Source organism: Pseudomonas sp. 1 R 17 (assembly GCF_900067035.1).
In the GTDB taxonomy this organism is placed as follows: domain Bacteria; phylum Pseudomonadota; class Gammaproteobacteria; order Pseudomonadales; family Pseudomonadaceae; genus Aquipseudomonas; species Aquipseudomonas marginalis.
The window spans coordinates 141510-163556 of sequence record NZ_FKLB01000006.1 but is presented as its reverse complement, the minus strand read 5'-3'; the positions used below and the strand labels follow the sequence as shown (position 1 = coordinate 163556).

The window sequence follows — 22047 nt, the reverse complement described above, 5'->3', positions numbered from 1 at the left end:
GGGCAAGCCCCCTCCCACATGTGGATCTGTGAACACATTCAGAATGTGGGAGGGGGCTTGCTCCCGATAGCTATTTAAGCCTCAGCCAAAGAACCAGTAGCACACCGCAATCGCCGCCACCACACCGGCGAACTCAGCCAGCAACGCGCAGCCTACGGCATGCCGCGCCCGCTGGATGCCCACCGAACCGAAGTACACCGCCAACACATAAAAGGTGGTTTCCGTACTGCCCTGAATCGTCGCCGCCACCAGCGCCGGGAAGCTGTCCACGCCCTGGGTCTGCATGGTCTCGATCAACATCGCCCGGGCCGCGCTGCCGGAGAAGGGCTTGACCATCGCCGTCGGCAAGGCGTCGACAAAGCGCGTGTCCATGCCCGTCCAGGCCACCACATGGCGAATGCCTTCGAGGCCCAGGTCCAACGCGCCGGAGGCACGCAACACGCCCACCGCACACAGCATCGCCACCAGGTACGGCAGCAGGTTCTTGGCGACGTCGAAGCCTTCCTTGGCGCCTTCGACAAATGCTTCGTAGACCTTAACCTTGCGCAGCGCGCCGATCAGCAGGAACAGCATGATCAGGCCGAACAACGTGAGGTTGCCGAGGATTGACGACAACCCGGCCAATGCGGTGGCCGAGAGGGTCGCCAGCAGGGCCATGAACCCACCCAGTACCAATGCGCCTGGAACCAGGTAGGCCAGCACCACCGGGTCCCACAGCCGCAGGCGCTGCATCACCGCCACCGACAGCAGGCCCACCAATGTGGATGCGCTGGTGGCCAGCAGGATCGGCAGGAATACCAGGGTCGGATCGGGCGCACCTTGCTGGGCGCGATACATGAAGATCGTCACCGGCAACAGGGTCAGGGAGGATGCATTGAGCACCAGGAACAGGATTTGTGCGTTAGTCGCCGTGTTAGGGATGGGATTGAGCTCTTGCAGCGCCTTCATGGCCTTCAGGCCGATAGGTGTTGCTGCGTTATCCAGGCCCAAGCCGTTGGCGGCAAAGTTGAGGGTGATCAGGCCAATGGCCGGGTGACCGGCCGGCACTTCCGGCATCAGGCGCAGGAACAGCGGGCCCAGGGCCTTGGCCAGCCATTCGACAATCCCGGCTTTTTCGGCGATACGCAAGAAGCCCAGCCATAACGTCAGGGTGCCGAACAACAGCACCATCACTTCCACCGACAATTTGGCCATGGCGAAAATGCTTTCGACCATCGCCGCGAAAATCCCGGCGTTACCGCCCACCAGCCATTGCGCCAGTGCTGACACCATTGCCACGACAAAGAAGCCAAGCCACAGGCCATTGAGCATCAGTTGAATCCCCCGAAAGATGGGGCGAATGATAGCGGGGCTGACAGAAACGACAAACCCCGGATTTACCGGGGTTTGTCTTACAGCCGTCGGGCTATCAGCCGCGAGTGGCTTGGGCAGTCGGCAGGGCTTGCTTGGTGCGCCAGTGCGGCAGGGAGTTCCAGTAGCGCTCGCCCTTGGCGTCGTCGTACATGCCTTCCCAGCGCGAGATGACCAGCACGGCCAGGGCGTTGCCGATCACGTTCAGCGCGGTACGGGCCATGTCCATGATGCGGTCGACACCGGCGATGAAGGCCAGGCCTTCCAGCGGGATACCCACGCTGCCCAGGGTGGCCAGCAGCACCACGAAGGACACGCCCGGCACACCAGCGATGCCTTTGGAGGTGACCATCAGGGTCAATACCAGCATCAGTTGCTGGCCGATCGATAGGTCGATGCCATACAGCTGGGCGATAAAGATCGCCGCGATGCTCTGGTACAGGGTCGAACCGTCGAGATTGAACGAGTAGCCGGTCGGCACCACGAAGCTGCAGATGGCCTTGGGCGCGCCGTAGGCTTCCATCTTCTCGATCACACGCGGCAGCACAGTTTCGGAACTGGCGGTGGAGTAGGCCAGCACCAACTCGTCCTTGAAGATGCGCATCAGCTTGAGGATCGAGAAGCCGAACAGGCGAGCGATCAGGCCCAGCACCGCAAAGGCGAAGAACAGGATGGCGACGTAAACCAGGATCACCAGCTTGGCCAGCGGCAGCAGCGAGGCAAAGCCGAAGTTGGCCACGGTCACCGCGATCAGCGCGAATACGCCGATGGGGGCGTACTTCATGATCATGTGGGTGACTTTGAACATGCTCTCGGACACGCCCTGGAACATGGTCACCAGCGGCTCGCGCAGCTCCGGCTTGAGGCTCGACAAGCCCAGGCCGAACAGCACGGAGAAGAAGATGATCGGCAGCATCTCGCCACGGGCTACAGCGGCGAAGATGTTAGACGGGATCAGGTTGAGGATGGTCTGGATGAACGCATGCTCATGCTGCACCTCGGCGGCGGTCGCCTGGTACTTGGAAATATCGACGGTACCCAGGGTACTCATGTCGATGCCTGCGCCCGGGTGGAAAAGGTTGGCCAGCAGCAGGCCGACCACGATGGCGATGGTGGTGACCACTTCGAAGTAAAGGATGGTTTTGACGCCGATGCGCCCGAGTTTTTTCGCGTCACCGACACCGGCAATGCCGACGATCAACGAGGAAATCACAATCGGGATCACGATCATCTTGATCAGGCGGATAAAGATATCGCCCGCTGGCTGCAACACATTGCTGATCCACCAGGCCTTTTCAGCACTGAAATGGTTGAGCACTGCGCCGATTGCGATCCCCAATACCAAACCGATGAGGATCTGCCAGGCGAGGCTTAGCTTTGCCTTCTTCATGTCATTACCCTTACTTCAAGTGGACTTAAGGCAAATGCGCCAGCTGCAACGCTCGAGAGCGAAAAAGTGTGCGCATCTGCCTCCATGGAAGGTCACCGCAGCATGGCCGAAATGGCTTACTGGCAGGCGAAAAAAGGCGCAACTATTCCCATGCAAGGGGACGACGTCTAATGCCGTAAACGCCTACCCCATGCCAAATCGGCATGACTTTTTTCCATAATAACTGTCCGAACGGTCAGTTCAAATGTGACATTTTGTCCGGTGAATATGCCGTGAACCTGCCAATTCAGGCTCGCGCAGAGATTTTGCAGGTCTTGGAGAGGTTGGCAGAAATGCCGGGGAACTCTGCCGTCGAGCGTCGGAAACGTCCTATGGCGCGAGCAAAACTTTCTCGATAGATGGTCGCCCCGACACACCCAGTAATGGTTGGTCGAAAGCAAAATCAGGATTTGTGGCTATGGGCGGCATAGGAGGCGGGAATAAGAGTCACAAGCCCGCCGCAAGTTCAGCAAGCCGTGGGCTTGTGAACCTGCGTCGCAGCTTTTCACCTGACCTGGCCCTTGCGCAGGCACTCCCTGTGCCCGTAGGTCACGCCGATCTCAATTGATCAGAACAACCCGGCCCCCTGGTCATGCATCCCCCTTGGCGGGGGATGCAGACAGAAAGAAGCGAGAGGCTTCTTTCTATGGACGCTGATCGCGCAGACGACAGACCCGTCAGACGCAACCTAGTACCAATTCGGATCTTTCTTCAGCTGCTCCATCAGCAGCTTCTGCATGCCTTCGTCCGGCTTACCGATAAACCGGTAATCGGCATGCCGCGTCGGAGACTTGTCCGCCGGCAAACCGGCAGGGACTTCCACCAACATGGCGTAGGCATCTTCCTTGTCGAGGCTGAAGGCGACGATCAGGCGCTTGTTAAGGCACGTATCCGCAGTTTCGCAGAGCGGCCCCACCAAGTACTTATCGCCATCTTCTTCCACGGCATTCATCTGCTCGGCCGTGCCCGACAGGTTCAAGACCCATTCCGGCAGGCGCTCTTCTTTCTTCACCACGCCTTGCCAGGTCTCGCGGTACTGCGGATCCGCGCTGAGCAGTTCGTTGGCCCGCGACTGACCGTCATTAGCGGCCATCGCGAAGCCGCTGCCGCCCAAGAGCACAGCGGCAGCAATCGCTTTGAGGGACAAAGTGGTCATTTTCAGCCTCGGCCGCGACGACCAAAGAAGAACGAAGCAATGAACATCACCAGGAAGACCACAAACAGAATCTTGGCGATACCCGTGGCGGTGCCCGCGATACCACCGAAGCCCAGGACTGCGGCCACAATGGCGATGATCAGAAATGTGATTGCCCAACTCAACATGGTGATTCTCCTTACGCTTATAAAAGGTAACAGCGGTGATGCCGTTCAGGCGCTCAACACAAGCGTCCGACGTTTTTGCCTAGAACACCCAACGCTCTTGGGTTGGCAGCTCGCCCAGGGTGGAGTCCTGATCGGCCACTCTCAATTGCTTGGCGGTCACATCGGCAGAAACGCTCCCGACGGCACGGCTCTCAATGGAACTGAAATGGGTCTGGGTCATTACCGGACGTTCGAATTGCGGGGCTTGGGGCTGACTCTGCTGCCAATGTTGCATCTGCTGGCCTGCAATCAGCGTGACCATCAGGGCCAGGCTGGCAAACAGCCCCTGTTGCATACGCAGTGGCGATACACGCAGTTGGCTGAGGTGTTGGCGAGTCATGCTGCTTTTCTCCCGCATTCTGATTATTCGTTCATGACGCTCTTGAGAGAGGTATTGCAGAGCGCATGCCAGCTTTTTTACAAAATAAAAACCATTAAAATCAACATCTTATAAATTAAGGCTCAACTGGCGGCGCAGCATCCTGCACGATCCACCGCTACAGGCCGTGCGAAATGCACGATGGCCAGCGGTCGGGTCAAAGGATCGAATGCGCGGGTTGAGTTGCCGAAGTGGCAAGACGGCATGAAAACGCCATCAGACGGGGCTTTGTAGGAAGACTTGCAGATAGCTGCACGACGTTGCTTTTTATCGATCAGAATAAACCATGCAACTTGCCCGATTATTCCGGGACTAAACACCATCATTCATAGTTAAGGAGCGCGGGACAGATGGAATCAGCCAAGGAACTTCAAGGCCGCATTCTTTTAGTGGATGACGAGTCCGCGATCCTCCGCACCTTCCGTTATTGCCTGGAAGATGAAGGCTACACCGTCGCCACCGCCAACAGCGCCGCCCAGGCCGATGCCCTGATGCAACGCCAGGTGTTCGATCTGTGCTTCCTGGACCTGCGCCTGGGTGAAGACAATGGCCTGGATGTGTTGGCCCAGATGCGGATCCAGGCGCCGTGGATGCGTGTGGTGATCGTCACCGCCCATTCCGCCGTCGATACCGCCGTGGACGCGATCCAGGCGGGTGCCGCCGACTACCTGGTCAAGCCTTGCAGCCCCGACCAACTTCGCCTGGCCACCGCCAAACAGCTGGAAGTGCGCCAACTTTCCGCGCGCCTGGAAGCATTGGAAGGCGCCGTACGCCAGCAGAAAGACGGCCTCGACTCCCACAGCCCGTCAATGATGGTTGTGCTTGAAACCGCACGCCAGGTGGCGGGCACCGATGCCAACATCCTGATCCTCGGCGAGTCCGGCACGGGTAAAGGCGAACTGGCCCGGGCCATTCACGGCTGGAGCAAGCGCTCGAAGAAATCCTGCGTGACCATCAACTGTCCGTCGCTGACGGCAGAACTGATGGAAAGCGAGCTGTTCGGCCATAGCCGTGGTGCCTTTACCGGTGCCAGTGAGAGCACGTTGGGCCGGGTCAACCAGGCGGACGGCGGTACACTGTTTCTCGACGAGATCGGCGACTTTCCCCTCACTCTGCAACCCAAGTTGCTGCGATTTATCCAGGACAAGGAATATGAGCGCGTGGGCGACCCGGTCACCCGTCGCGCCGATGTGCGTATCCTGGCCGCCACCAACCTGAACCTGGAAGACATGGTGCGCGACGGTCGCTTCCGTGAAGACTTGCTGTATCGCCTCAACGTCATCACCTTGCACCTGCCCCCGCTGCGCGAGCGCAGTGAAGACATCCTCACCCTGGCAGACCGCTTCCTGGCGCGCTTCGTCAAGGAATACGCCCGCCCGGCGCGGGGCTTCAGTGATCAAGCGCGCGAAGCCCTGCTCAACTATCGCTGGCCAGGCAATATCCGCGAACTGCGCAACGTGGTGGAACGCGCCAGCATCATCTGCCCACAGGAAAAGGTCGAAATCATCCACCTCGGCATGGCCGAACAACCGACCAATAACGCCCCGCGCATTGGCGCGGCGTTGAGCCTGGACGAGCTGGAGAAAGCCCATATCGGCGCCGTATTGGCCACCAGCGATACCCTGGACCAGGCCGCCCGCACCCTCGGCATCGACGCGTCGACCCTGTACCGCAAACGCAAACAGTACAACCTGTGAGCTGCACCCTATGAAGCTAGCGATGACACTGCGCACTCGATTGTTCCTGAGTATCTCAGCGCTGATCACCGTCGCCCTGCTGGGTCTGATCCTGGGTCTGGTCAGCGTCATGCAAATGGCCAAGACCCAGGAGTCCCTGATTCGCAGCAACTTCGTCACGCTGGACCTGGGGCTCAAACTGCGCCAAAGCCTGGGCGACCAATTGATCATGATGCTGGAACATCGCCCCGATCCGCAGGCATTGCAAAGCTCCAAGCAGCATTACTTCGACCTGCTGGACCAAGGCATCGCCCATGAGCAACGCGACGGCCATAACCACGGTTTCAGCCAGGCGCGAGCCCAATACCAGGACCTGCTGGACGCCTTCGAGCAATCCCAGCAGGCGTCGCCACCACCGGGCAGCAAGGAAAAACTCACCGAAACCTTCAATGTGCTGCGCAACGGGCTGATTGCCGAACATAAACAAGCCCTGGAAAACATCAGCGCCAGCGAGCATAAATCCCGCGGGCGCGCCTTGCTGATCGCCGGTTTGCTGGGGTTGGTGGGCCTTGCAGTGCTGATCATCGGATTTGTCACGGCCCATGGCATCGCCCGGCGATTTGGCGGCCCGATCGAAGCGCTGGCAAAAGCAGCCGACAAGATCGGCCAGGGCGATTTTGAAGTGACCCTACCGCTCTCTTCGGCAGCGGAAATGAACCTGTTGACCCGTCGCTTCGGCCTTATGGCCGAGGCGGTGCGCCAGCATCAGGCGACAAATGTTGACGAGTTGCTGGCCGGCCAGCAGCGCCTGCAAGCCGTGCTCGACAGCATCGACGACGGCCTGCTGATGATTGACCGCCAAGGCCGCCTGGAGCATCTCAACCCCGTTGCGCAACGCCAATTGGGCTGGGACGAGGAACGCCTGGGCCAAGGCCTTGGCGAAGCCCTGGTGCGCCCGGAGCTGGATGAACAACTGCAACTGGTGCTGCGCGGCGGCACTCTGGAGCGCGCGCCGGAGGACCTGGAAGTCGAAGTCGAAGGCGAACTGCGCCTGCTGACCTACAGCCTCACTCCCGTCAGCCATACCCAGGGACATATCCTTGGGGCGGTGATGGTGCTGCACGACGTCACCGAACAGCGCGCCTTCGAGCGGGTACGCAGCGAATTCGTCTTGCGCGCGTCCCATGAACTGCGCACGCCGGTGACCGGCATGCATATGGCGTTCGGCCTGTTCCGTGAACGCGCGAAGTTCCCGCCGGAATCCCGTGAAGCGGACCTGCTGGATACGGTCAATGAAGAAATGCAGCGCCTGATGCAGTTGATCAACGACCTGCTCAATTTCTCGCGCTACCAGAATGGCCTGCAGAAACTCACCTTGGGCCCCTGCGACGTGACCGATCTGCTCGAACACGCCCGCGCGCGCTTTGCGGAGCCCGCCAATGCGCAACACATAGAACTGCTGGTAGAAGTGCAATCCGATCTGCCACGGCTGTATGCCGACCAGGCGCAATTGGAACGGGTGCTCGACAACCTGCTGGGCAATGCCCTGCGTCATACCGCCGACGGTGGGCAAATTCGCCTGCAGGCGCGACGTCATGGCGAGCGGGTGATTATCAGCGTCGAAGACAACGGCGAAGGTATTGCTTATGGCCAGCAAGGGCGCATCTTCGAACCCTTCGTCCAGGTTGGCCGCAAGAAAGGCGGCGCCGGCCTGGGGCTGGCGCTGTGCAAGGAGATCGTGCAATTGCACGGCGGCCGCATGGGGGTGTATTCGCGGCCGGGGCAGGGCACCCAGTTCTATATGGCGCTGCCCTTGTAGGCGCCAGCTTAGCGCCGGTTCAGGGCACGCAGGATGGCAGCACTTTCGGCATCCGGCACGCCATCGAACCGGGATGGCCGGAAGCGCATCTGGAACGCCGCGATCACATGGCGCGTGGCGACATCCAACTCACCCGTCTGGGGTGTCGGGTAACCGAGGAGCGCCAATTCTTCCTGGAACCAAGTGATGCTCGGCAATTCAGCGGCGTACTGCACCTGGAAACGGGCGACGGCCTGGGCATCCGGCCACACACTCAGGCCCTCATCGGCCAGGCGCTTCCAGGGGAACAGCGGCCCCGGATCGAGCTTGCGCAGGGGTGCGATATCGCTATGGCCGATGATGTTCCTGGGATCGATGCCATTGCGCTTGCTGATGTCCTTGAGCAACACCACCAGCGACTTCACTTGGGCCTCGGAGTACGGGTACCACAGGCGGCCTGTAGGGGTGTCCTTGTAGCCAGGGTTTACGATTTCGATACCGATGGAGCTGGAGTTGAGCCAGGTGCGCCCCATCCACTCGCTTTCCCCGGCATGCCAGGCCCGCTGGCTTTCATCCACCAGCTTGTAGATAGTGGCGCCGGCGTCGTCACCGATCAGGTAATGAGCGCTGACCTGGCCGTGGGTCAACAGGGCCAGGGAACGCTCAAGATTGGTAGAGGTGTAGTGGACGACCACGAACTGCACGCGGTTGTCGTGGTTTAGCGAGGGGTGGCGGGTGTCCAGGCGCGGGCCAGTGGCGCAGCCGGCGAGCAGGAGAAATACACAGGCGAAGTACAAGGATTTCATGGCGGAAGACAGTACGCTGAAGACGATAATGCAACAGTGTAACGTACCGTTTGTGGCCCGGCGGTCAAATTACACAATGGAACATCTTTTACGCCGCCTGCACCTGGTTACGCCCAGCGGCCTTGGCCCGATACAACGCTTCGTCCGCTCGCTTGAGCGCCAGCTCACTGCGCTCACCGGGCAGGAACTGCGCCACGCCCATGGACACGGTAATCGTCACCGGCTCGCCCTTGAAGTGGAATGGGCAGGCGGCAATCGCAGCACGTAGCACCTCACCCACCGCCAACGCATCCGAGAGGGATGAGTGGGGCATCAGCAACACAAACTCCTCACCGCCAAACCGCGCGATAAAGTCGCTGGTGCGCAGGCGCTTGCGCAGGACGTTGGCGATGATTTTCAGCACCTTGTCACCCGCCAGATGGCCGTAGCCATCGTTGATGCGCTTGAAGTGATCCAGGTCCAGCATCGCGAGCGACAGGCTATTGCCACGCTGGTGCCAGGCATTGACCTCATGATCCAGGCGCTCGCTCCAGGCCGCGCGGTTAGGCAAGCCGGTGAGCGGATCGATCAAGGCCTTCTGGCGTTGCACCTCCAGGTGCTCACGGTAGCCTTGGGCTTCCTGCTCCATATTGGCGACCCGCTCGGCCAGGCCTTTCAAGCGCGCTGCCACTTCCTGCTCGCGCTGGTCACGCTGTTGCTGGTGCTCGTCCATGGTGCCGAGTAAACCTTCCAGATGGCTTTCGAGCACCTGCTTGAGGCTGTCCAGGTCCGCGGCTTCCTGGACACTGCTTTGCAGGCCGTCGACCTGTTCGCGAATCTGCGTGTCCAACTCCCTCGCAGCGGAGCGGCTGTCGGCATGGCCGTCGCTGGCCACTTGCAAATGGCCCTGAAAGGCTTCGAGGCGCTCGTTGAGCTGTTTGAGGTATGCCTCGAACTCGTGCTGCCCGCTGTCGGTGATCGCCAGCATCAGCACCGCCAAGTCATCGAGGATCGGCAGCAATTCGTACCAATTCAACCCGTGGGCCAAGCGCTCACGCATGGCTTCGGCCTGGGGCCGATGGCGCTCGGGCAAGGCCAACTCCTCCAACAGGCCGATCAGGGTGTCTTCGATGTGCTTGGCCACGGAGCTGTACGACGGCTCCGGTGAATCCGGCAAGGAGTAGAGGCCATCCGATTGAAGTTCGTCGGGGTCCGGCTCTTCGGCCTCAAGCACTGGAGGGAGCGAGAGGCTGCCGATCACCGTCTCCTGCGGTGCCTCGACCACAGCCTGTGGCGGTTCGATAAAGGCGGCGAGGGCGCTTTCGGTGCTGGTTTCTTCCACCTGTGGCTCAGGCTTGCCGGGCACGACAGGTGCTGGAGAAACGTCGACAGGCGCAGCCAAGGCGCCGCTTTGAGCAGGCGCCTCGTACACAAACTTTTCACTGCTGGCATCAACCGCCTTGGCCGGCGCTGCGGGTTCAGGCTGCGCGGCAACCGGTTCCTGAGGCTGCGGCGCAAAGGCCCGCAAGGCTTGCGCCAGTTCCTCGGACTGTTCGGGCGCCTGGGGCTCGGCGACGGGCTTGGCGGCAACCGGCGCCGGTGACGGGCTGGAGACGGGCTCACTGGCCGCTGCCTCGCTCGACACGTCCTTGGCACCAAACAGGCGCTGCAATAAACCCGGCCCAGGGCGCACGGTTTCACCGTCCGGCTCCAGGTTATCCAGCGCCTGCCCTTGCAGACTGCTCAATTCGCTGAGTAACAGGGGAATCTCACGTGCCTGGCTGACGCGGCCATCCAACTGCTTGGCAAAGGTTTTCAGCGGACGGGCGACCTCACGGGGCAGCGGCAGCTTTTGCAACTGCGTGACCAGGGAGGTCAGTGCGGTGCTCATCTGGTCGATCCGGGTTTCGCGGCGCTGCTCCGAATCCAGTACCGCCTTCTCCAGGCGCGGCAGCAAGGCGGCGAGGGCAGCGTCCATGTCGTCGGTACGCACGACGTCGCGCATTTCCTTCATGCATTGGTCAACCGCGCGGTCGGTGCCTTCCGCCGCCAGTGTGCTGCGCACCAGCCCACGACGCAGCAGGTCGAGGCGGGCAGCCCAACGGCGTTCGAGCTTTTCTTGTTGCTCGATGCTTAACAGGTATTTTTCTTTCCAGCGCTGGGCGTCGTCGCTCATGCAAGGGGTCCGCGAGGGCCGGGGCTCAACGCGGGCAATGCATCAGCCGTGAGCGAACCCGGCAGACGAATCTCTACCGCGACTGGCAGGTGATCGGAGATGGGCTGCGCCAGTACCTGCACACTCTCAAGTGTGAGGCTCGGGCTGAGCAGGATATGGTCAAGACAGCGTTGCGGGCGCCAGCTGGGGAACGTGGCTTCGACTTGCGGCGCCAGTAGCCCGAGGTCACGCAACGGGGAATTCAGCAGGAGGTCGTTCGCATGGGTGTTCATGTCACCCATCAACACCTGATGCTTGTAGTTGCCAATCAGGTCGCGCACGTAGGCCAATTGCAGGTTGCGCGTACGCCCCCCGAGCGCCAGGTGCATCATCACCACCACCAAGGCCTCAGGCCCTTCGCCAAAACGCACGAGAATCGCCCCGCGCCCCTTGGGGCCCGGCAATGGGTGATCTTCGATGGAGGTGGGCTTCAAACGGCTGAGCACACCATTACTGTGCTGCGCCAGGCGCCCGAGGTTGCGATTGAGCTGCTGGTACCAGTAGGGGAAGGCCCCGAGGTGCGCCAGGTGTTCGACCTGATTGATATAGCCGGAACGCATGCTGCCGCCGTCGGCTTCCTGCAGGGCGACCAGGTCGAAATCATTCAACAGGTCCCCGATCTTCTGCAGGTTACCGGCCCGGCCGTTGTGGGGCAGCAAATGCTGCCAGCCACGGGTGAGGTAGTGCCGGTACTTCTCGGTGCTGTTGCCCACCTGGATATTGAAGCTGAGCAGGCGCAGGCGGTTGTCTGCCGGCAAACCTGTGGACTCCAGGTGATGTGCGTTGACCTGCGGTTCACGCAGGCCAACCACACGTTCAGTACCCCAGCGGCGCATGAGGAGCCCCTTACTTGGCTGCGCGTTCTTTGGCGATCAACTGGTCGGCAACGTTGAGGGTCGCTTCAGGACCACCGGTAGTGCCCAGGTCGAAACGATACTTGCCGTTGACAATCATGGTCGGTACGCCTTGCACGCCGTACTTCTGCGCCAGCTCCTTGGCCTGTTTGATCTGGCCCTGGATGGCGAAGGAGTTGAAGGTGGCCAGGAACTTGTCCTTGTCGACGCCTTGGGTGGCAATGAAGTCAGCCATTTCGTCCGGCTTGGTCAGGCGCTTGCCTTGTTTCTGGATGGCGTCGAATACCGCGTTGTGGACCTTGTGCTCCACCCCCATGGCTTCCAGGGTCAGGAACAGTTGGCCGTGGGCATCCCATGGGCCGCCGAACATGGCGGGGATGCGCTTGAAGTTCACGTCCTTAGGCAGCTTCTCGACCCAAGGGTTGATGACCGGTTCAAAAGCGTAGCAATGCGGGCAGCCGTACCAGAACAGCTCTACCACTTCGATCTTGCCCGGTACCGAAACCGGCACTGGGTTGGCCAATTCAACGTAGGTTTTACCGGCTTCAAGCGGCACATCGGCAGCTTGCGCGGTCATGCCGAAGAGGCTGGCAGTGACGAGAGCGGCGCTGAGGATCAGATTACGCATGCTTTACTCCTGGACAAATAAAGTCGCCTCACGCGACCTTTGTTGTGACAGGTCTACGCGGGCATGAGTTCGTTAGTGTAACGGCAGCGGCCACAAAAAAGGGCGGCCTAAGCCACCCTTTTTATGCTTGCATCGATGGATTAATCGAGCGTTAACGTTGCGTGCACCTTAGTGCAGGCCCTGGATGTAGCTGGAGACCGCCGCAATGTCTTCATCACTCAGCTTGCGAGCGATGGTGCGCATGATTGCCGCGTCGCCATCATTGGCTCGCCCGGCCTCTTCCTTACGGAAATCGGTCAGCTGCTTGGCAATGTAGGTAGCGTGCTGGCCGCTCAGGTGCGGGAAGCCGGCGGCGGCTATGCCCGCGCCATTGGGCGAGTGGCAACCGGTGCAGGCAGGCAGGCCTTTATCCAGGTCACCGCCGCGGAACAGTTTCTCACCACGGGCCACCAGTTTCGGATCAGCAGCTCCCACACTGCCTTTCTGGCTGGCAAAATAAGCCGCGAGGTCTGCCAGGTCCTGGTCACTGAGGTTGGTCAGCAGGCCGGTCATTTCCAGGACCGTGCGCTTGCCATCCTTGATGTCGTGCATCTGCTTGGTCAGGTAACGCTCACCCTGGCCGGCCAATTTGGGGAAGTTCGGCGCCGGGCTGTTACCATCCGGCCCATGGCAGGCACCACATACGGCGGCTTTCGCTTGACCGGCAGTGGCATCACCTTTAAGGGGGCCCTCTGCGGCGACGGCAACACCGGTGATGCCCAAGGTCAACAGCAGACTCACGATCAGTTTGTTCATCAGCTAATCCAACTACGGCTAAGGGTTTAAGAGTTATCTACCGGGTTTACTCACCATCAACTCAATGATGGCCTGGTAATCCTCGGTACTGCAGTCCATGCACAAACCACGCGGCGGCATTGCCTTGAAACCCTGGGTCACGTGTTGCACCAGCGTGTCCATGCCCTGCGCCAGTCTTGGCGCCCAGGCTGCCTGGTCACCCCGTTTCGGGGCGTTCGGCAGTTGGCCGGCATGGCAAGCCACGCAAACTCGGTTGTACACCGCTTCCGGATCCTGTGTAGCCTGAGCGCCATACAGCGGAACCAGGGCACCGAAAGCGAGCAACCATCGGGTCATACATCGACCTTTTCAGGGTTTGAGAGCGTTTTGCGTTCTAATGCGCAATAAAGGTCTATCGCTCCCGTGAACTTCATCCTTCGCTGGGACAAAGCACACACAAAATCTGCGGCATTATATACTGGCGCTACTGAAACGGAAACGACACCGCTTGCCGCACCCTTTTTCGGCACCGCCCACATCGGAAATCTCATGCAACTCAAGAACCCCATCCTCGGCCTGTGCCAACAGTCCACCTTCATGCTCAGCGCCGCCAAAGTTGACCAATGCCCCGATGACGAAGGCTTTGAAGTCGCCTTTGCCGGTCGCTCCAACGCCGGTAAATCCAGCGCACTGAACACCCTGACCCACGCCAGCCTCGCACGCACCTCGAAAACCCCGGGCCGCACGCAGTTACTCAACTTCTTCAAGCTAGACGATGATCGGCGTCTGGTCGACCTGCCGGGCTATGGTTATGCAAAAGTACCTATCCCGCTGAAGCTGCACTGGCAGCGTCACCTGGAGGCTTACCTGGGTGGCCGGGAGAGCTTGAAGGGGTTGATCCTGATGATGGATATCCGTCATCCAATGACCGACTTCGACCTGCTGATGCTGGATTGGGCGGTCGCCAGCGGCATGCCGATGCATATCCTGCTGACCAAGGCCGACAAGCTTACCTACGGCGCCGCCAAGAACACCTTGCTCAAAGTGCAGTCCGAAATCCGCAAGGGTTGGGGTGACACAATCACCATCCAGCTGTTCTCGGCCCCCAAGCGCATGGGCCTGGAAGATGCCTATACCGTGCTGGCCGGCTGGATGGAATTGGCTGACAAAGGTGCGGAACTCGCCGAGTAACTTTTCTACGGGCAAAAAAAACCCCGGACTTCGTATGGGGAGGGGAAGTTCGGGGTTCAAGTACCGGACCGCTAGGGCGGGGTCCGGATATCTGCCAACACTTAACACAACATAGGAGCATTGAAGGGCTTCACCACCCATTCAGTAACTCTGAGTAGCAGTTCACAGGTTAAGTTCCGGCAGGTTCAAAAAACTATTGGAAATAACTGCAGCGGATTTCCGATCTAAAGCACTGCGCCACCACACTCGGTGGTGGCGATGCCGCGAAATCAGTGCGCTTCGTCCCAGTTGTCGCCTACGCCAACGTCCACCACCAACGGCACATCCAACTGCGCGGCCGCGCTCATGTGCTCGCGAATCTTCTCGCTGACCTCGGCCACCAGATCCTCCCGCACTTCGAGCACCAGTTCATCGTGTACCTGCAGGATCACCTTGGCATCCAGGCCCGACGCGGTCAGCCAGTTATCCACCAGCACCATGGCCTTCTTGATGATATCCGCCGCCGTGCCCTGCATCGGCGCGTTGATCGCCGTGCGTTCTGCGGCCGCGCGCTCCTGGGGCTTGTTGGAGTTGATATCCGGCAAATACAGCCGACGTCCAAAGAAGGTTTCCACGTAGCCTTGATCGGCAGCCTGGGCGCGGGTGCGCTCCATGTACTCGCGAACGCCTGGGTAGCGGGCGAAGTACACATCGATGTAAGCCTTTGCGGTCTTGGTATCGACACCGATGTCCTTGCCGAGCTTCTGTGCCCCCATGCCGTAGATCAGGCCAAAGTTGATCGCCTTGGCACTGCGACGCTGATTGGAGGTGACCTCAGCCAATTCGACCTTGAACACCTCGGCCGCCGTGGCGGTATGCACATCCAGGTCGTTACGGAACGCATTCATCAGCCCCTCGTCCTTGGACAGGTGCGCCATGATCCGTAGTTCGATCTGCGAATAGTCCGCCGCCAGCAGTTTGTAGCCCTTGGGCGCGACAAACGCCTGGCGGATGCGCCGCCCTTCGGCGGTGCGCACCGGGATGTTCTGCAGGTTCGGGTCGCTGGAAGACAGCCGCCCGGTCGCCGCCACCGCCTGATGGTAAGAGGTGTGAACACGCCCGGTCCGCGGGTTGATCTGCTCCGGCAAGCGGTCGGTGTAAGTGCTTTTCAGCTTGCTCATGCTGCGGTACTGCATCAGTACCTTGGGCAGCGGATAGTCATCTTCGGCCAGCTTGGCCAGCACTTCCTCTGCCGTGGATGCCTGGCCCTTGCCCGTTTTTTTCAGCACCGGCAGGCCGAGTTTCTCGTAGAGAATCGCGCCGAGCTGCTTGGGCGAACCCAGGTTGAATGCTTCGCCGGCGATCTCGAACGCCTGGCGCTCCAGTTCGACCATCTTGTTGCCCAGCTCGATGCTCTGGACACCGAGCAGCTGCGCATCCACCAGCGCGCCCTGGCGTTCGATACGCGCAAGCACCGGCACCAGGGGTATTTCGATGTCCGTCAACACACTCGCCAGGCTCGGTATGGCGGTGAGCTGTGCGTGCAGTGCCTGATGCAGGCGCAGCGTCACGTCCGCATCCTCGGCGGCATAAGGGCCAGCCTGTTCGAGCGGGATCTGGTCGAACGTGAGCTGCTTGGCGCCTTTGCCGGCGATGTCCTGGAAACTGACGGTGTCGTAGTCCAGGTACTTCTTGGCCAGGCTGTCCATATCATGGCGGGTCGCAGTGGAATTCAACACGTAGGATTCAAGCATGGTGTCGAACGCGATACCGCGCACGCTGATGCCATTCGCCGGGTCGCCGCCGATGGCACAGTTGGCCAGGATATTCATATCGAACTTGGCGTGCTGGCCGACCTTGAGCTTGCTCGGGTCTTGCAATAATGGCTTCAAGGCCAGCAACACAGTGTCGCGATCCAGCTGCTGCGGCGCACCGATGTAGGAATGGGTCAGCGGGATGTAGGCGGCTTCATGGGGCTGCACGGCGAAGGAAACCCCCACCAGTTGCGCCTGCTGAGCGTCGATCCCGGTGGTTTCGGTGTCGAAAGCGAACAACTTCGCGTCGTTGAGCTTCTTCAGCCAGGCATCGAATGTGGCTTGGTCGAGGATCGTGGTGTAGGTCGTTTCTGCGGGTGCCGCGGGCGCGGCCTCAACAATGTCCTCGGCAACAGGCGCGGCCTTGAGCTCCACTCGCTTGGCATCGCGCTGAATCTCATCGAACCAGCTCTTGAACTCCAGCAGGGTGTAAAGCTCCAGCAACTTTTCGCGATCCGGTTCAATCAGGTGCAAATCGTCCAGACCCACGTCCAGCGGCACATCGATCTTGATCGTCGCCAACTGATAGGAGAGGAATGCCATCTCCTTATGCTCTTCCAGCTTCGCCGGCAGCGTCTTGGCACCGCGGATCGGCAGGGTCGGCACAATGTCCAACTGCTCATAAAGCTCTTTGAGGCCGCCGTTCACGCCCACCAGCAAGCCGGAAGCGGTCTTCGGACCAATGCCCGGAACGCCCGGGATGTTGTCGGACGAATCGCCCATCAACGCCAGATAGTCGATGATCTGCTCCGGAGCGACGCCAAATTTCTCCTTTACGCCTTCGATGTCCATCGAGCTACCGGTCATGGTGTTGACCAGGGTAATGTGCCCGTCGACCAACTGCGCCATGTCCTTATCGCCGGTGGAGATCACCACCGGACGGTCAGCGGCCGCACTGCTGCGGGCCAGGGTACCGATCACGTCATCGGCCTCGACGCCTTCGACGCACAGCAAAGGGAAGCCCAGGGCGATCACGCTCTGGTGCAGGGGCTCGATTTGCACGCGCATGTCATCGGGCATGCTTGGGCGGTTGGCCTTGTATTCGGCGTACATGTCATCGCGAAACGTCCCACCCTTGGCGTCGAACACTACCGCGAACGGGCTGTCCGGGTACTGCTTGCGCAGGCTTTTGAGCATGTTCAACACGCCCTTGACCGCACCGGTCGGCAGGCCTTTGGAAGTGGTCAGCGGTGGCAGCGCGTGGAACGCGCGGTACAGGTAAGACGAACCGTCCACCAGGACGAGGGGGGCTTGGCTCATGAGCAGGATCAACCTTTTCGGCGGGTCAGGCGCTAGAATAGCCGGACCAATGAAAACAAAGGGACAAGGTTATCATGCGTACATTCAATCGCCTGCTGTTGACCGGCCTGATTGCACTCGCTCCGATGGCTGCCATGGCGGCAGACAGCGCGCCTTCGGGTGATCCGGAAGTGACCATTCGCACGGAAGGCGACCGGACTATCCAGGAGTACCGTCAAAACGGTTTCCTGTATGCAATCAAGGTGACCGTAAAAGGCGCGCCTCCGTATTTCCTGGTACGCGCGGATGGAACCGACGCGAACTTCATCCGCTCTGACCAGCCGGATATGCTGATCCCGTCATGGAAGATCTTCGAATGGAAATGATTTCTTAACTTCAATTGGCGCCGCCCACTGCGGCGCCCGTACTGGCAGTTTTAACCATGTCTGTGTTCACCCCCCTGGCTCGGCCCGAGCTGGAAACCTTTCTCGCCCCCTACGGGCTCGGCCGCCTGCTTGACTTCCAGGGGATTGCCGCTGGTAGCGAAAACACCAATTTCTTTATCAGCCTGGAACAGGGCGAGTACGTCCTGACCCTGGTTGAGCGCGGGCCCGTGCAGGAAATGCCGTTCTTCATCGAACTGCTCGACGTGCTCCACGACGCCAACCTGCCGGTGCCCTATGCCCTGCGTACCACCGATGGCGTTGCATTGCGCGAACTGAAAGGCAAACCAGCCCTGCTGCAACCACGCCTGGCCGGCAAGCACATCAAGGACGCCAACTCACAGCATTGCGCCCAGGTCGGCGACCTGCTCGGCCATCTGCACCTGGCGACGCAAGGCGAGAAGGTGCTGGAGCGCAGAACCGATCGCGGCCTGGACTGGATGCTCAGCGAGGGTGCGCAGCTGATTTCGCACCTGGACGATGCACAGCAAAGCCTGCTGCAAGCAGCATTGACTGAAATCGAGGCCCATAAGGCCGAGATCCTCGCCCTGCCACGCGCCAACGTGCACGCCGACCTGTTCCGCGACAACGCGATGTTCGAGGGCACGCACCTGACGGGTCTGATCGACTTCTACAATGCCTGCTCGGGCCCGATGCTGTACGACGTGGCAATCGCCCTGAATGACTGGTGTTCGGACGCCGATGGCGTAATTGATGGCCCGCGCGCCCGAGCGTTGCTGGGTGCCTACGCAGGCCTGCGGCCGTTCACGGCCAAGGAGGCCGAGCTATGGCCGACCATGCTGCGGGTGGCGTGCGTGCGGTTCTGGCTGTCGCGCCTGATCGCCGCTGAGTCCTTTGCCGGGCAGGATGTTCTCATTCACGATCCCGCCGAGTTCGAGCATCGGCTGGCGCAACGCCAAGACGTCACTGTCCACCTGCCGTTCGCCCTTTAACGGTTCAGGCGGGCAAAAAAATGTGGGAGGGGGCTTGCTCCCGATAGCGGTAGATCAGTCAACTTATGCACTGACTGGCACTCTGCTATCGGGAGCAAGCCCCTCCCACATTTGATCTGCGTTGCGGCTTATAACGACTCCAGGCACCCTGCCAAGTCGTTCCCCAACTTCTCCAGCACCTGTTCGTAACCCTGGGCTGTGGCCGGGGTGTAGCCGCCCAGCGCATCCAATTCCGCCAGCTTCACCGGCAAACCTGCCACCAGGGTTTCCGCCAAACGTGGACGCAGCGGCGGTTCACTGAACACACAGGTCTTGCCCACTTCCTGCAAACGCATACGCATCGCCGCCACATGCTGGGCGCCAGGCTGCACTTCGGCGGCAACGCTGAACACGCCGGTGTGCTTGAGCCCGTAGGCGTCTTCAAAGTAATCAAAGGCTTCGTGGAACACGAAGTAAGGTTTGTCACCGATGCTCGCCAGGCGTTTTTTCAGGCGCGCATCCAGTGCATCCAGGCGCTCGTCGAAAGCCTTGGCATTGCTCTGATAACGCGCGGCGTTCACGGGGTCCGCTGCACTGAGGTCAGCGGCCATACGCGCTGCGATCACCCGAGCGTTCACCGTGGACAGCCACAGGTGCGCATCCAGGCTCCCCGGGCGGTGATCATGGTCATGTTCGTCGGCATCGTCGGCGTGGGAATGGCTATCTTCGGCGAACCGACGCAATTTCATCCCCGGCAGGTCTTGAACTGCTACGGTCAGCGCGGTACGCCCCTTGAGCACGCGAGGCAGGAAGCCCTCCATGTCCGGCCCGATCCAATACAGCAGATCGACCGACTGCACGCGCCGTACGTCGGATGGGCGCAAGGCGAAGTTATGGGGCGATGCACCCGGCGGCAGCAATACCTCCGGAACCGCCACACCGTCCTGCACGGCAGCGGCAATCAACTGCAATGGCTTGATGCTCGTGAGCACCTTGACCTCGGCCTGAGCGGCGCCAGCGAGGAACAAACTGGTGACAAATACGACAAAAACGGGAAAAAGTCGGGACACGATGACCACTCAATGACGTAGGAACGGGTAACATAATAACGTCTCTATCAAATATCTGTCGCCGCTCATGCCTAAAACACCGCTTGCCAGCCGTCCACACGACCACTCTCACTGCGTGCATACCGCGCTGTCGGAGGCCGACACCCTGTGCGCACAGAAAGGCTTGCGCCTGACCGCCCTGCGTCGCCGGGTGCTGGAACTCGTCTGGCAGAGCCACAAGCCCCTGGGTGCCTACGACATCCTGGGTGTGCTCAGCGAGCAGGACGGCCGCCGGGCCGCGCCGCCGACCGTGTACCGCGCGCTGGATTTCCTGCTGGAAAACGGCCTGGTGCACCGCATTGCCTCGCTCAACGCCTTTGTCGGCTGCAACCACCCGGAGCACGCGCATCAGGGCCAGTTCCTGATCTGCCGCGAGTGCCACGCCGCCATCGAGCTTGAACAAAAAAGCATCAGCGACGCCATCATCAAGAGCTCCGCCGACGTAGGCTTCCGGGTCGAAGGGCAGACGGTCGAAGTGGTCGGCCTGTGCTCGGGCTGCCAGGGGGCTTGATGAGCAACGCGTTAATCCGCCTGGAGCAGGTCGGCGTCACGTTTGCCGGGCAGAACGTGCTGGATAACATCGCCTTGAGCGTCGAGCCGGGGCAGATCGTCACCCTGATCGGCCCCAATGGCGCCGGCAAGACCACCCTGGTGCGCGCCGTACTCGGCCTGCTCAAGCCCGACACCGGCAGCGTGTGGCGCAAGCCCAGGCTGCGCGTGGGCTACATGCCGCAAAAGCTGCATGTTGATCCGACCTTGCCCTTGTCTGTACTGCGGTTTTTGCGCCTGGTGCCCGGTGTGGACCGCGCCCGCGCGCAGGCCGCCCTCAAGGAAGTCGGTGCCGAGCAGGTCATCGACAGCCCGGTGCAAAGCATCTCCGGCGGCGAAATGCAGCGCGTGCTGCTGGCCCGTGCCCTGCTGCGCGAGCCCGAGTTGCTGGTGCTGGATGAACCCGTGCAGGGCGTCGACGTCGCCGGCCAGGCCGAGCTGTACAGCCTGATCACCCGCCTGCGCGACCGCCATGGCTGCGGCGTGCTGATGGTCTCCCATGATTTGCACCTGGTGATGAGCACCACCGACCAAGTGGTATGCCTCAACCGCCACGTGTGCTGCTCCGGCCACCCGGAACAAGTCAGCAGCGACCCGGCGTTCGTCGAACTGTTCGGCAAGAACGCCCAGAGCCTGGCGATCTATCACCACCATCACGATCACGCCCATGACCTGCATGGCGCTGTCGTTGACGATCCCGCGACGCCCCACACCCACGTTCATGGAGATAGCTGCAAGCATGGCTGATTTTCTGCTTTACGCCCTGCTGGCAGGCTTGGCTCTGGCGCTGGTGGCGGGCCCGCTGGGCTCGTTCGTGGTCTGGCGGCGCATGGCGTATTTTGGCGACACCTTGTCCCACGCCGCGCTGCTGGGCGTGGCCATGGGCTTCCTGCTGGATGTGAGCCCGACCATCGCCGTGACCGTGGGTTGCCTGCTGCTGGCGGTGCTGCTGGTGACCCTGCAACAGCGCCAGCCACTGGCCTCGGACACCCTGTTGGGCATCCTGGCGCCGAGCACGCTGTCCCTGGGCCTGGTGGTGCTGAGCTTTATGCATGAAGTGCGCATCGACCTGATGGCCTATCTGTTCGGCGACCTGCTGGCGATCAGCCCCACCGATCTTGCCTGGATTCTCGGCGGCAGCGCCGCAGTATTGGTGCTATTGGTCGCCCTGTGGCGCCCACTGCTGGCCATCACGGTGCATGAAGAACTGGCCAGGGTCGAAGGTTTGCCCGTACCAGCGTTGCGCATGGCCCTGATGCTGCTGATTGCCGTGGTGATCGCTGTCGCGATGAAGATTGTCGGCGTATTGTTGATCACATCGCTGTTGATCATTCCGGCCGCCGCCGCCCAGCGCCACGCCCGCTCGCCGGAGCAGATGGCAATCGGTGCCAGCCTGTTGGGGATGCTGGCAGTGTGCGGGGGCCTGGCGTTGTCATGGTTCAAGGACACACCGGCCGGACCGTCGATCGTAGTCACGGCGGCCGCCCTGTTTCTGCTGAGTTTTGTCCTGCCCCGTCGAGGGGTGTAGACTTGCTCGCTTT

Annotated in this window: 21 protein-coding genes; 8 read left to right on the top strand and 13 right to left on the bottom strand. The window is 60.8% G+C overall.

Annotated elements, in window-relative coordinates; translation table 11 throughout:
• Positions 1–81: 81 nt before the first annotated feature.
• From BFP99_RS00840 to BFP99_RS00820, 5 genes are all read right to left on the bottom strand, one after another.
• Positions 82–1311, bottom strand: coding sequence for a nucleoside recognition domain-containing protein (locus tag BFP99_RS00840; RefSeq protein ID WP_027608018.1), 1230 nt, complete (start codon positions 1309–1311; stop codon positions 82–84).
• Between the two features lie 97 nt (positions 1312–1408).
• A complete protein-coding gene (gene gltP, locus BFP99_RS00835; protein ID WP_065926866.1) occupies positions 1409–2740 on the bottom strand; it encodes a glutamate/aspartate:proton symporter GltP in 1332 nt (443 codons plus the stop codon).
• Between the two features lie 727 nt (positions 2741–3467).
• Positions 3468–3935 carry an inhibitor of vertebrate lysozyme family protein gene (locus BFP99_RS00830; protein ID WP_065946470.1) on the bottom strand — a complete coding sequence of 156 codons (468 nt, stop codon included), beginning with the start codon at positions 3933–3935 and terminating at the stop codon, positions 3468–3470.
• Between the two features lie 2 nt (positions 3936–3937).
• Positions 3938–4102: a DUF1328 domain-containing protein gene (locus tag BFP99_RS00825; protein WP_003170804.1), complete on the bottom strand. Its 165-nt coding sequence runs from the start codon at positions 4100–4102 to the stop codon at positions 3938–3940.
• A gap of 79 nt (positions 4103–4181) precedes the next feature.
• The gene (locus BFP99_RS00820) at positions 4182–4481 is read right to left on the bottom strand and encodes a hypothetical protein (protein WP_065926887.1); all 300 of its coding nucleotides are present in this window, start codon (positions 4479–4481) and stop codon (positions 4182–4184) included.
• Between the two features lie 389 nt (positions 4482–4870).
• Between BFP99_RS00820 and algB the strand changes: the two genes are divergently transcribed.
• Positions 4871–6217 carry a sigma-54-dependent response regulator transcription factor AlgB gene (algB, locus tag BFP99_RS00815; RefSeq protein WP_065926864.1) on the top strand — a complete coding sequence of 449 codons (1347 nt, stop codon included), beginning with the start codon at positions 4871–4873 and terminating at the stop codon, positions 6215–6217.
• A gap of 10 nt (positions 6218–6227) precedes the next feature.
• Positions 6228–8015 carry a KinB sensor domain-containing domain gene (locus BFP99_RS00810; RefSeq protein WP_065926863.1) on the top strand — a complete coding sequence of 596 codons (1788 nt, stop codon included), beginning with the start codon at positions 6228–6230 and terminating at the stop codon, positions 8013–8015.
• A gap of 8 nt (positions 8016–8023) precedes the next feature.
• On the opposite strand, the gene BFP99_RS00805 is transcribed toward BFP99_RS00810, so the two are convergent.
• The 6 genes from BFP99_RS00805 to BFP99_RS00780 all read right to left on the bottom strand — a co-directional run bounded on the left by BFP99_RS00805 (position 8024) and on the right by BFP99_RS00780 (position 13607).
• Positions 8024–8800 carry an N-acetylmuramoyl-L-alanine amidase gene (locus BFP99_RS00805; RefSeq protein ID WP_065926862.1) on the bottom strand — a complete coding sequence of 259 codons (777 nt, stop codon included), beginning with the start codon at positions 8798–8800 and terminating at the stop codon, positions 8024–8026.
• Positions 8801–8888: 88 nt separating this feature from the next.
• Positions 8889–10955 (bottom strand): diguanylate cyclase, encoded by a 2067-nt coding sequence (locus tag BFP99_RS00800; protein ID WP_065946469.1) that lies wholly within the window; start codon positions 10953–10955, stop codon positions 8889–8891.
• Positions 10952–11830: an endonuclease/exonuclease/phosphatase family protein gene (locus BFP99_RS00795; RefSeq protein ID WP_065946468.1), complete on the bottom strand. Its 879-nt coding sequence runs from the start codon at positions 11828–11830 to the stop codon at positions 10952–10954. Before BFP99_RS00795 ends, BFP99_RS00800 begins: the two co-directional genes overlap by 4 nt.
• Before the next feature lie 10 nt (positions 11831–11840).
• The gene (gene dsbA / locus BFP99_RS00790) at positions 11841–12476 is read right to left on the bottom strand and encodes a thiol:disulfide interchange protein DsbA (protein ID WP_027608027.1); all 636 of its coding nucleotides are present in this window, start codon (positions 12474–12476) and stop codon (positions 11841–11843) included.
• Between the two features lie 168 nt (positions 12477–12644).
• On the bottom strand, positions 12645–13271 hold the full coding sequence (locus BFP99_RS00785; RefSeq protein ID WP_065926859.1) for a c-type cytochrome: 627 nt from the start codon (positions 13269–13271) through the stop codon (positions 12645–12647).
• 33 nt (positions 13272–13304) lie between these two features.
• Positions 13305–13607, bottom strand: a complete 303-nt coding sequence (locus tag BFP99_RS00780; protein ID WP_027608029.1) for a c-type cytochrome — start codon at positions 13605–13607, stop codon at positions 13305–13307.
• A 192-nt stretch (positions 13608–13799) separates the two neighbouring features.
• On the opposite strand from BFP99_RS00780, the gene yihA reads away from it, so the two are divergent.
• Positions 13800–14441 carry a ribosome biogenesis GTP-binding protein YihA/YsxC gene (yihA, locus tag BFP99_RS00775; RefSeq protein ID WP_027608030.1) on the top strand — a complete coding sequence of 214 codons (642 nt, stop codon included), beginning with the start codon at positions 13800–13802 and terminating at the stop codon, positions 14439–14441.
• 269 nt (positions 14442–14710) lie between these two features.
• On the opposite strand, the gene polA is transcribed toward yihA, so the two are convergent.
• Positions 14711–17494, bottom strand: coding sequence for a DNA polymerase I (gene polA, locus BFP99_RS00770; RefSeq protein ID WP_065926858.1), 2784 nt, complete (start codon positions 17492–17494; stop codon positions 14711–14713).
• A gap of 74 nt (positions 17495–17568) precedes the next feature.
• Here polA and BFP99_RS00765 point away from each other — a divergent pair, with 74 nt between their 5' ends.
• Positions 17569–17859 (top strand): DUF2782 domain-containing protein, encoded by a 291-nt coding sequence (locus tag BFP99_RS00765; protein WP_060756492.1) that lies wholly within the window; start codon positions 17569–17571, stop codon positions 17857–17859.
• A 56-nt stretch (positions 17860–17915) separates the two neighbouring features.
• Positions 17916–18869, top strand: coding sequence for a homoserine kinase (locus tag BFP99_RS00760; RefSeq protein ID WP_065946467.1), 954 nt, complete (start codon positions 17916–17918; stop codon positions 18867–18869).
• Positions 18870–18997: 128 nt separating this feature from the next.
• Here the strand turns inward: BFP99_RS00760 and BFP99_RS00755 are convergent, their stop codons facing one another.
• Complete coding sequence (locus tag BFP99_RS00755) at positions 18998–19927, bottom strand: zinc ABC transporter substrate-binding protein (protein ID WP_065946466.1); 930 nt, start codon at positions 19925–19927, stop codon at positions 18998–19000.
• A gap of 58 nt (positions 19928–19985) precedes the next feature.
• On the opposite strand from BFP99_RS00755, the gene zur reads away from it, so the two are divergent.
• The 3 genes from zur to znuB are packed head-to-tail and all read left to right on the top strand — an operon-like array spanning position 19986 to position 22034.
• Positions 19986–20468, top strand: a complete 483-nt coding sequence (zur, locus tag BFP99_RS00750; RefSeq protein WP_026136513.1) for a zinc uptake transcriptional repressor Zur — start codon at positions 19986–19988, stop codon at positions 20466–20468.
• Positions 20468–21253, top strand: coding sequence for a zinc ABC transporter ATP-binding protein ZnuC (znuC, locus tag BFP99_RS00745; RefSeq protein ID WP_065926855.1), 786 nt, complete (start codon positions 20468–20470; stop codon positions 21251–21253). Before zur ends, znuC begins: the two co-directional genes overlap by 1 nt.
• A complete protein-coding gene (gene znuB / locus BFP99_RS00740; protein WP_027608036.1) occupies positions 21246–22034 on the top strand; it encodes a zinc ABC transporter permease subunit ZnuB in 789 nt (262 codons plus the stop codon). Before znuC ends, znuB begins: the two co-directional genes overlap by 8 nt.
• The last annotated feature ends 13 nt before the right edge of the window (positions 22035–22047 follow it).